Origin of the sequence: Streptomyces sp. AC550_RSS872 (assembly GCF_019049285.1) — a bacterium.
Lineage (GTDB): Bacteria > Actinomycetota > Actinomycetes > Streptomycetales > Streptomycetaceae > Streptomyces.
In genome coordinates this window covers 1-9160 of record NZ_JAGMUL010000159.1, presented here as the reverse complement: position 1 = coordinate 9160, position 9160 = coordinate 1, and the positions used below count along the sequence as shown (strand labels likewise).

The window sequence follows — 9160 nt, the reverse complement described above, 5'->3', positions numbered from 1 at the left end:
TCCTGCACACCTACAACCACCACCGCTGCCACACCGCACTCGGCGGCCACCCACCCATCACCCGCGTGAACAACCCTGCGGGTCAATACACCTAGGTCCCGCGCCCCAGCCGGCCGCCACCGCAGGTCCGATCCGGCTGTCACACCCCGCCGGTACCGTGAGGGCATGAGTCAAGGCCCCAGGTCCGGCCTCGCCGCGGTGAGCTCCGCGCTGCTGGCCATGAGCAGGCACCTCGAGGTGCGCGATGTCCTCAAGACGATCGTCGCCTCGGCCCGCGAGCTGCTCGACGCGCAGTACGCCGCGCTCGGCGTCCCGGACGACCACGGCGGCTTCGCCCAGTTCGTCGTCGACGGAGTCAGCGACGACCAGTGGAAGGCCATCGGCCCGCTCCCGCGCCAGCACGGCATCCTCGCCGCGATGCTCCAGGAGGCCAAGGTCGAGCGCCTCGCCGACGTCCGCAAGGACCCCCGCTTCGAGGGCTGGCCATCGGCCCACCCCGACATGGCCGACTTCCTGGGCCTGCCGATCCGCGACGGCGACGAGGTCATCGGCGCGCTGTTCCTGGCGAACAAGACCTGTCCCAAGCCGGAGGGAAGCTGCGGCTTCACGGCAGAGGACGAGGAACTCCTCTCCATCCTCGCCCAGCACGCCGCCATCGCCCTCACCAACGCCCGCCTCTACGAACGCAGCCGCGAACTGACGATCGCCGAGGAACGCTCACGCCTGGCCCACGAACTGCACGACGCGGTCAGCCAGAAGCTCTTCTCCCTGCGTCTCACGGCGCAGGCGGCCGCCGCCCTGATCGACCGCGACCCGGCCCGCGCCAAGGGGGAACTGCACCAGGTGGCCGCGCTCGCCGCCGAAGCCGCCGACGAACTGCGCGCCGCGGTCGTCGAGTTGCGCCCCGCGGCCCTCGACGAGGACGGCCTCGTAGCCACCCTGCGCACCCAGATCCAGGTCCTCGACCGCGCCCACACCGCGCGCGTGACCTTCGCCGGCCGCGGCGTGAAGGCTCTGCCGGCCGCCCAGGAGGAGGCCGTGCTGCGCGTCGCCCAGGAGGCCCTGCACAACGCCCTGCGGCACTCCGGAGCCGAGCACGTCGAGGTGACCCTTGACCGGCGCGGCAGCGGAGCGGTCCTGCGGGTCACTGACAACGGCAGCGGCTTCGACCCGAAGGCGATACGCCGAGCCGGACGCCACCTCGGCCTGGTCTCCATGCGGGACCGGTCGAGCGGGGTCGGCGGCACACTTGCCGTGGAATCGGCGCCCGGCAAGGGCACCACGATCGAGATGGAGGTCCCCGGTGGGTGACGCAATCAAGGTGCTGCTCGTCGACGACCACCAGGTCGTCCGCCGGGGTCTGCGCACCTTCCTCGAAGTGCAGGACGACATCGAGGTCGTCGGCGAGGCCGCCGACGGCGCCGAGGGAGTGGCCCGCGCCGAGGAACTGAAGCCGGACGTCGTGTTGATGGACGTCAAGATGCCAGGCATGGACGGCGTCGACGCCCTGCGCAAACTTCGCGAACTCGACAACCCCGCGCGCGTGCTGATCGTCACCAGCTTCACCGAACAGCGCACGGTGATCCCGGCCCTGCGCGCGGGCGCCGCCGGGTATGTCTACAAGGACGTGGACCCCGACGCCCTCGCCGGAGCCATCCGCTCCGTCCACGCCGGCCACATCCTGCTCCAACCCGAGGTCGCCGGCGCCCTGTTGTCCCAGGAGGAGGCCAACTCCGGGCAGGGCAGAGGCGGCTCTCTGACGGAGCGCGAACGCGAGGTCCTCGGTCTGATCGCGGACGGCCGCTCGAACCGTGAGATAGCCAGAGCCCTGGTGCTCTCGGAGAAGACCGTCAAGACCCACGTCTCGAACATCTTGATGAAGCTCGACCTGGCAGACCGCACCCAGGCCGCCCTGTGGGCCGTACGCCATGGCGTGACCGGCTGAAATGCTCTCCGCAGGACATGACGGACGGCAATACGGAGGGTTCCGCTCCGGACTGAGATTCATACCGTCGTGGGAATGTCCCCCGGATGGCGCATCCTTCGCGGATCTCCGCCGTTCTCCAGTGCGTGCTGCGGCGACTGCCGCGGCAATCGCAAGGAGGGCTTGAAAGTGAAGAACCTGAAGAAGGCCATGGCTGTGACGATGGTGGCGGGTGGCCTCATGGCCGCCGGTGCCGGCATGGCCTCCGCCACCGACGGCGCGCACGCCGACGGCAAGGCCGTGGGCTCCCCGGGCATCGCCTCGGGCAACCTCGTCCAGGCCCCGGTCCACATCCCGGCCAACGTCTCGGGCAACACCGTGAACGTCGTCGGCATCCTGAACCCGGCCTTCGACAACCTGGCCGTCAACGACTGACGACCACCCCGAAGCGAGCAGTGACCTCCGGCCTCCCGGCTACCCGGGAGGCCGGTCTGTCTATCCAGCCCGTCCGGTGCCTATCCAGCCCGTCCGGCGTTTGAGGACGAGGCCGTCCAGGCCGATCCGGGGGTCTGGGGGCAGAGCCCCAGAAAACGGCCACATCAACGCCGGTCACCAACCGCCGGAGGCTCACCGCACCCCCCGCTCCTGCTCCTCCACAACGGAGTTGTACGCAGCGACGAGCGCCCGCCGAGCCACCCGCTCCACCGGCCGCAACGCCTCCGCCCGAGCCCTCATCTCAGCGGAGCTGACCGCGCCCCCGTGCCCGTTCTCATAAGCCAGCGAGACCAGCAACCCCACCCGCTGCGCAAGCTCCAGCACCCGCACCGCCCGCGGCGGATACCCCGGCGCCAACATCTCCCGCCCCCGCTCGGCCCGCGCCCGATACGCATCGATCGCCGCTTCGGCCACCGGCCCCGACCCGGCGACGTCCAGCCGTGACAACACCTCCGTCGCGTCCCGCAGAGCCTCCGCGAGCTCCCGCTCGGCCTCACCCAGCGACGGCACATCCGCAGGCGGCGCCTCGCGCACGGGCAGCACATGCCAGATGACCTCGACGTGCACATCACCGCCGGGCCCGGCCTCGTACACCTCCGGCACCAGCCCGAACGCGGCGCCGTGACAGACCACCGCCTCCTCGGCATCCATCGCCCGCGCGTTGAACTCCGGCGGACCGCTCAGCCCCAGCGGATGCCCCGGCGCGGGCAGCGCGACCCGCAGCCCGCCCACCCCTAGCGCCCGCAGCCGGCCCAACGCCAGCGTGAGCCCGACGGGCGCCGACTCACCCGGCAGCCCTTCCACCCGGTGCACGGCGTCGTCCCCGACGATCTCCAGCACAGCGTCATCCGGCGAGACATGTCCGGCCAAAAGGGCATTTCCCCAAGCCGCAAGGCGTCCTGAACGTGGTTCCGAGAGCATGCCCCCACCCTAAGGACCGGACCGATGGAATGAAGCGCCCGACCGGTGGCGTAGATTTCCTAGAGGGCTGCGCCCACCGGCGCACGCGACCACCGAGACGCCGAGACGCCGACACCGGTCACACTGCAAGGGGAGACAACGCGCTCATGAGCGATGTTCTGGAGCTTCAGGACGTATCCGTGGTCCGTGAGGGCCGGGCTCTGGTGGACCAGGTCTCCTGGTCGGTCAAGGAGGGCGAGCGCTGGGTCATCCTCGGCCCGAACGGAGCCGGCAAGACCACTCTCCTGAACCTCGCCTCCAGCTACCTCTACCCCACCGCGGGCACCGCCACCATCCTCGGCGAGACCCTCGGCAAGCCCGGCACCGACGTCTTCGAGTTGCGCCCGCGCATCGGCATGGCAGGCATCGCCATGACCGAGAAGCTGCCCAAGCGCCAGACCGTCCTCCAGACCGTGCTGACCGCCGCGTACGGCATGACCGCCACCTGGAACGAGGACTACGAGGAGATCGACGAGCAGCGCGCCCGCGCCTTCCTCGACCGCCTCGGCATGAGCGACTACCTCGACCGGAGGTTCGGCACCCTCTCCGAGGGCGAGCGCAAGCGCACCCTGATCTCCCGCGCCCTGATGGCCGACCCCGAGCTCCTCCTCCTCGACGAGCCCGCCGCCGGCCTCGACCTCGGTGGCCGCGAGGACCTCGTCCGCCGCCTCGGCCGCCTCGCCCGTGACCCGATCGCCCCCTCGATGCTCATGGTCACCCACCACGTCGAGGAGATCCCGCCGGGCTTCACCCACGTCCTGATGATCCGCCAGGGCAAGGTCCTCGCCGCCGGCCCGATGGAGCTCGAACTCACCTCCCGCAACCTCTCCCTCTGCTTCGGCCTCCCGCTCGTCGTCGAACAAGTCGGCGACCGCTGGACCGCACAGGGCCTCCCGCTGTCCTGACCCACCTTTCAAACGATCGGCGCCCTGTCCGCGACAGGGCCCGCGGTCCTACCATGACCAGGTGGAAATCGACGCGTGGGTTTGGTGGTTGATCGGAGCGGCAGCGCTCGGTATCGGGCTCGTGATCACCGCGATGCCCGAACTCGGCATGCTGGCGGTGGGCGCCGTCGCCGCGGCGGCAGTCGCCGGCATCTTCGGCGGTGACGCCGTCGTCCAGGTCGTGTCCTTCGTCATCGTCTCGACCGCGCTCATCGCCGTCGTACGGCCCATCGCGAACCGACATCGCGCACAACGGCCCCAACTCGCCACCGGTATCGATGCGTTGAAGGGCAAACAGGCCGTCGTTCTGGAGCGCGTCGACGCCTCCGGCGGCCGCATCAAGCTCGCCGGGGAGATCTGGTCAGCACGCTCCCTCGACACCGACCGCGCCTACGAACCAGGCCAGGAAGTGGACGTCGTGGACATCGAGGGGGCCACGGCGATCGTCATGTGACCTCGCACGACGCAAGTGGCGCGAACGCGCCACGGGCCACGCGACGGTCTGTCAGACTCGACCAGCAAGATCTTCAACAAGCATAAGATCTGCCGAAGTTGCCGCAGCGGAGAAGGGGTACGGGGAAACGACGATGGAACCGGTCATCATCGTCCTGATCATTCTGGTGGTGTTGGTCTTCATCGCCCTGATCAAGACGATCCAGGTCATCCCGCAGGCGAGCGCGGCCATCGTCGAGCGCTTCGGCCGCTACACGCGGACCCTCAACGCGGGCCTCAACATCGTGGTCCCGTTCATCGACACCATCCGCAACCGCATCGACCTGCGCGAACAGGTCGTGCCGTTCCCGCCGCAGCCGGTGATCACCCAGGACAACCTGGTCGTGAACATCGACACGGTCATCTACTACCAGGTGACCGACGCCCGCGCCGCCACCTACGAAGTCGCCAGCTACATCCAGGCGATCGAGCAGCTCACCGTCACCACGCTCCGCAACATCATCGGTGGCATGGACCTGGAGCGCACCCTGACCTCCCGCGAGGAGATCAACGCGGCCTTGCGCGGCGTCCTCGACGAGGCGACGGGCAAGTGGGGCATCCGCGTCAACCGCGTCGAACTCAAGGCCATCGAACCCCCCACCTCCATCCAGGACTCGATGGAGAAGCAGATGCGCGCCGACCGTGACAAGCGCGCCGCGATCCTCACCGCCGAAGGTACGCGCCAGGCCGCCATCCTCACCGCCGAGGGCGAGAAGCAGTCCCAGATCCTCCGCGCCGAAGGTGAGGCCAAGGCAGCCGCACTGCGCGCGGAAGGCGAGGCCCAGGCCGTCCGCACGGTCTTCGAGGCCATCCACGCCGGCGACCCCGACCAGAAGCTCCTCTCCTACCAGTACCTCCAGATGCTCCCGAAGATCGCCGAAGGCGACGCCAACAAGCTCTGGATCGTCCCCAGCGAAATCGGCGACGCCCTGAAGGGCCTCTCCGGCGCGATGGGCAACTTGGGCGGCCTGGGCGGCGGTTCGGGCAACGGCGGATCAGCGGGCATCCCCGGCCAGGCGACCGAACGCCGAGAGAAGCCGTCCATCGACTGACGCCGAGAACGCCGTACGAAAGCAGGGCCCGCCTACTGAGGAAGGCGGGCCCTGACGCCTCCAAGGGGCGCGGGGAACTGCGCGACAAGCCACGTACAACCCGCAGCCAACGAACAACCCAAAGCCCTACGGCGATGAGTCAGGCCGCGTCCAGTGCGAGCCAATCCGGCAGCGCGGCAAGGTCGTCGGCCCCCAGCGTCAGCAACATCGCATCAGCCGGCGTCGGCTCGAACGGCTCCCGAAGCAACGGCATACCCGCCTGCTCAGGCGTCCGGTCAGCCTTCCGATGATTGTCCTCCGCACACGAGGCGACCGTATTCAGCCACGTGTCCTGCCCACCCCGGGACCGTGGCACCACATGGTCCACAGTCGTGGCCCGGCGCCCGCAGTACGCGCACCGATGCCGGTCCCGCACCAGCACACCCCGCCTCGACCACGGCGCTTGTCTTCGGAACGGCACCCGTACGTACCTGCACAGCCTGATCACCCGAGGCGCGGGTATGTCCACCGCGGCCCCGCGCATACGCAGTTCGGGGTGGGCCTGCTCGACGACGGCCTTGTCCTGAAGCACCAGAACGATGGCTCGATTCAACGTCACCGTCGACAGCGGCTCGAAGCTCGCGTTCAGTACCAGCGTGTCCCGCATTGCAGCCCACCTCCCGTGTGCACCTGCCCACCCCCTGGCGGGCTGGGATCAACTCTGGCCGGGCACGCCGAGATGGACAACGAAATAAAAAATGCCCGCCCCCGATCACTTCCATGACCAGGGGCAGGCAAACGTTCCATGAACGTCAGGCTTCGGCAGGCACCTCGTACTCAGCGATCACGTGCGCGCGTGCGATGGCGTGGAACCGCAGGTTGAACCCGACGACAGCCGGGCTTGCATCCGAGTCCGGACCGAGCTTCTCCTGATCCACGGCGTACACCGTGAACACATAACGGTGCGGGCCGTCACCCGGCGGCGGCGCGGCACCACCGAAGTCCTTCGACCCATAGTCGTTCCGCGCCTGTACGGCACCCTCCGGCAGCCCCTCGAACTTGCCGCTGCCCGCACCCACCGGCAACTCGGTCACCGAGGCCGGGATGTCGAACACGACCCAATGCCAGAACCCGCTGCCCGTAGGGGCATCCGGGTCGTAGCAGGTCACGGCGAAGCTCTTGGTCCCGGCCGGGAAGCCCTCCCAGCGCAGCTGCGGCGAGGTGTTGCCGGCGGCGTAGACCTGAGCGTCCTTGAGGGTCCCGCCGGACTCGACGTCCTCGCTCGTGAGCGTGAAGGACTGCACGGGCGGATGGAAGTCGTGGGGCAGCGGCCGCCTCTTGAGCTCGGTCACTTCGATACCTCCTGACGGAACAATGGAATCAGCAGTTCCGAGCCTAGGACCAGTTGCGCTTGCTGCCGACCTCGGACAGCCACTGGTTGAGATACGCCGCCCAGTCGGTCCCCTGGAACTCGTTCAGACCCACCTGGAACGACCGGAAGGTGTCGCTGCCCGCGCTGAACAGCCCCGGCTTCTTGTCCATCTCGAGGACGACGTCCATCGTGTGCTCGTCCGCGACGAAGCTCAACTCGACCTGGTTGATACCGCGGTACTGCTGCGGCGGGAAGAACTCGATCTCCTGGTAGAACGGCAGCTTCTGCCGCGTCCCCCGGATATGACCGCGCTCCATGTCCGCGCTCTTGAAACGGAAGCCCAGCTGGATGAAGGCGTCGAGGATCGCCTTCTGCGCGGGCAGCGGGTGCACGTTGATCGGGTCCAGGTCGGTGGAGTCCACGGCCCGCGCGATCGACAGCTCAGTCGTCACACCGATGTTCATGCCGCGCAGCGTCTGACCGTCGATCGTCGTGACCGGCGTCTCCCACGGGATCTCCAACCCGAAGGGCACCGCGTGCACGGCCCCGGCCTGGAGCTCGAAGGCGCCGCCCAGCGACATCTTCGTGAACTCGATGTCCTGCTTGTACTCAGAGTCCTGACCCTCGACCTCGACGCGCGCCTGAAGGCCCACGGACAGGCCCTCGATGTTCTGGTTCACGGACCCGCCCTGAATCCGCACCTCACCCTGGACGACACCGCCCGGAACGACGTTGACCTCCGTCAGCACCGTCTCGACCGAAGCCCCACCGGCCCCCAGGCTCGCGAGCAGCTTCTTGAACGCCATGACTCTCCTCTTTTCAGAGCGGATCCTTGATCCCTACAAACGCGATCCGGCCGTGGCCGGTTCCGCGTTCCCACCCTGGCAAGGCGCACGCCCCCTGACCACCCCGTCGCCACCACCCGTCTGCACTACCCTCGGACGGCATGATCGCGACCCCCGACCGTACGCCCTTGCCCCGGGACTTCTTCGACCGGCCCGTCCTGGAAGTCGCCCCCGACCTCCTCGGCCGCATCCTCGTACGCACCACCCCGGACGGTCCGATCGCTCTGCGCCTCACGGAGGTCGAGGCCTACGACGGCCCGAACGACCCCGGTTCCCACGCCTATCGCGGCCGCACACCCCGCAATGACGTGATGTTCGGTCCCCCCGGACACGTCTACGTCTACTTCACCTACGGCATGTGGCACTGCATGAACCTGGTGTGCGGCCCCGACGGCCAGGCATGCGCGGTCCTGCTGCGCGCCGGGGAGATCGTCGAGGGCGCCGAACTCGCCCGCACCCGTCGACTCTCGGCCCGCAACGACAAGGAACTGGCCAAAGGCCCGGCCCGCCTCGCCACCGCCCTGAATGTGGACCGCGCCTTGGACGGAACGGACGCGTGCGCCTCCGGCGAGACCCCGCTGAGGATCCTGGCCGGCACCCCGACCCCCGCCGACCAGGTACGCAACGGCCCACGCACCGGCGTGGCAGGCGACGGCGGAAACGGGGACGTCCACCCCTGGCGGTACTGGATCGCCGACGACCCCACGGTGAGCCCCTATCGAGCCCATGTCCCGAGGCGCCGCCGAAGTTGACGCGCCCAGGTGAGACGCGTAACGTAGCCCGAGCCGCTGAACCGGGTACTGCGAAGTCAGCAGCCGGAGCGGCCAACCCACTACTAACGAAACACCCTCAACGGGGTCGTATTTCGGCGTGTCCGCATGTCTGAATTCGAGTCCACAGAGCCCGATTATGAATCGAGCGAGGGAATCGGCTAACGTAGTGAATGTCGAAAGGCCGACGGACGAAAGCCCAGAGCCCAACGACACCCCCCCGACAGGGAATCGGATCGGAAAAGGATCTGATAGAGTCGGAAACGCAAGACCGAAGGGAAGCGCCCGGAGGAAAGCCCGAGAGGGTGAGTACAAAGGAAGCGTCCG

The 9160-nt window shown here is 68.5% G+C and carries 11 protein-coding genes; 7 read left to right on the top strand and 4 right to left on the bottom strand.

Annotated features, from left to right (window positions below; all coding sequences use genetic code 11):
* The first annotated feature begins 165 nt into the window (after positions 1 to 165).
* From KUM44_RS38200 to KUM44_RS38190, 3 genes are all read left to right on the top strand, one after another.
* On the top strand, positions 166 to 1311 hold the full coding sequence (locus KUM44_RS38200) for a GAF domain-containing sensor histidine kinase (protein WP_217214372.1): 1146 nt from the start codon (positions 166 to 168) through the stop codon (positions 1309 to 1311).
* Positions 1304 to 1945 carry a response regulator transcription factor gene (locus KUM44_RS38195; RefSeq protein ID WP_217214371.1) on the top strand — a complete coding sequence of 214 codons (642 nt, stop codon included), beginning with the start codon at positions 1304 to 1306 and terminating at the stop codon, positions 1943 to 1945. Before KUM44_RS38200 ends, KUM44_RS38195 begins: the two co-directional genes overlap by 8 nt.
* 168 nt (positions 1946 to 2113) lie before the next feature.
* The gene (locus tag KUM44_RS38190) at positions 2114 to 2359 is read left to right on the top strand and encodes a chaplin (protein WP_217214370.1); all 246 of its coding nucleotides are present in this window, start codon (positions 2114 to 2116) and stop codon (positions 2357 to 2359) included.
* A 192-nt stretch (positions 2360 to 2551) separates the two neighbouring features.
* Here the strand turns inward: KUM44_RS38190 and KUM44_RS38185 are convergent, their stop codons facing one another.
* Entirely contained in the window at positions 2552 to 3340 is a 789-nt protein-coding gene (locus KUM44_RS38185) for a hypothetical protein (RefSeq protein WP_217214369.1), read from the bottom strand.
* Between the two features lie 146 nt (positions 3341 to 3486).
* Between KUM44_RS38185 and KUM44_RS38180 the strand changes: the two genes are divergently transcribed.
* From KUM44_RS38180 to KUM44_RS38170, 3 genes are all read left to right on the top strand, one after another.
* Entirely contained in the window at positions 3487 to 4284 is a 798-nt protein-coding gene (locus KUM44_RS38180; protein WP_217214368.1) for an ABC transporter ATP-binding protein, read from the top strand.
* 61 nt (positions 4285 to 4345) lie between these two features.
* Positions 4346 to 4777, top strand: coding sequence for an NfeD family protein (locus tag KUM44_RS38175; protein ID WP_217214367.1), 432 nt, complete (start codon positions 4346 to 4348; stop codon positions 4775 to 4777).
* A 133-nt stretch (positions 4778 to 4910) separates the two neighbouring features.
* Complete coding sequence (locus KUM44_RS38170) at positions 4911 to 5867, top strand: SPFH domain-containing protein (protein WP_217214366.1); 957 nt, start codon at positions 4911 to 4913, stop codon at positions 5865 to 5867.
* A 139-nt stretch (positions 5868 to 6006) separates the two neighbouring features.
* On the opposite strand, the gene KUM44_RS38165 is transcribed toward KUM44_RS38170, so the two are convergent.
* The 3 genes from KUM44_RS38165 to KUM44_RS38155 form a co-directional block, all read right to left on the bottom strand.
* Positions 6007 to 6513 (bottom strand): HNH endonuclease, encoded by a 507-nt coding sequence (locus KUM44_RS38165; protein WP_217214365.1) that lies wholly within the window; start codon positions 6511 to 6513, stop codon positions 6007 to 6009.
* Positions 6514 to 6658: 145 nt separating this feature from the next.
* The gene (locus tag KUM44_RS38160; protein ID WP_217214364.1) at positions 6659 to 7198 is read right to left on the bottom strand and encodes a YbhB/YbcL family Raf kinase inhibitor-like protein; all 540 of its coding nucleotides are present in this window, start codon (positions 7196 to 7198) and stop codon (positions 6659 to 6661) included.
* A 43-nt stretch (positions 7199 to 7241) separates the two neighbouring features.
* Positions 7242 to 8024, bottom strand: a complete 783-nt coding sequence (locus KUM44_RS38155) for a sporulation protein (protein ID WP_217214363.1) — start codon at positions 8022 to 8024, stop codon at positions 7242 to 7244.
* Between the two features lie 140 nt (positions 8025 to 8164).
* Here KUM44_RS38155 and KUM44_RS38150 point away from each other — a divergent pair, with 140 nt between their 5' ends.
* Positions 8165 to 8815 carry a DNA-3-methyladenine glycosylase gene (locus KUM44_RS38150; RefSeq protein ID WP_217214362.1) on the top strand — a complete coding sequence of 217 codons (651 nt, stop codon included), beginning with the start codon at positions 8165 to 8167 and terminating at the stop codon, positions 8813 to 8815.
* Positions 8816 to 9160: the final 345 nt, after the last annotated feature.

Bases quoted from the DNA above. Each gene is read 5' to 3' on its own strand.
- KUM44_RS38200 (WP_217214372.1), top strand. From the start codon at position 166: ATGAGTCAAGGCCCCAGGTCCGGCCTCGCCGCGGTGAGCTCCGCGCTG.
- KUM44_RS38185 (WP_217214369.1), bottom strand. From the start codon at position 3,340: ATGCTCTCGGAACCACGTTCAGGACGCCTTGCGGCTTGGGGAAATGCC.
- KUM44_RS38180 (WP_217214368.1), top strand. From the start codon at position 3,487: ATGAGCGATGTTCTGGAGCTTCAGGACGTATCCGTGGTCCGTGAGGGC.
- KUM44_RS38170 (WP_217214366.1), top strand. From the start codon at position 4,911: ATGGAACCGGTCATCATCGTCCTGATCATTCTGGTGGTGTTGGTCTTC.
- KUM44_RS38165 (WP_217214365.1), bottom strand. From the start codon at position 6,513: ATGCGGGACACGCTGGTACTGAACGCGAGCTTCGAGCCGCTGTCGACG.
- KUM44_RS38155 (WP_217214363.1), bottom strand. From the start codon at position 8,024: ATGGCGTTCAAGAAGCTGCTCGCGAGCCTGGGGGCCGGTGGGGCTTCG.
- KUM44_RS38150 (WP_217214362.1), top strand. From the start codon at position 8,165: ATGATCGCGACCCCCGACCGTACGCCCTTGCCCCGGGACTTCTTCGAC.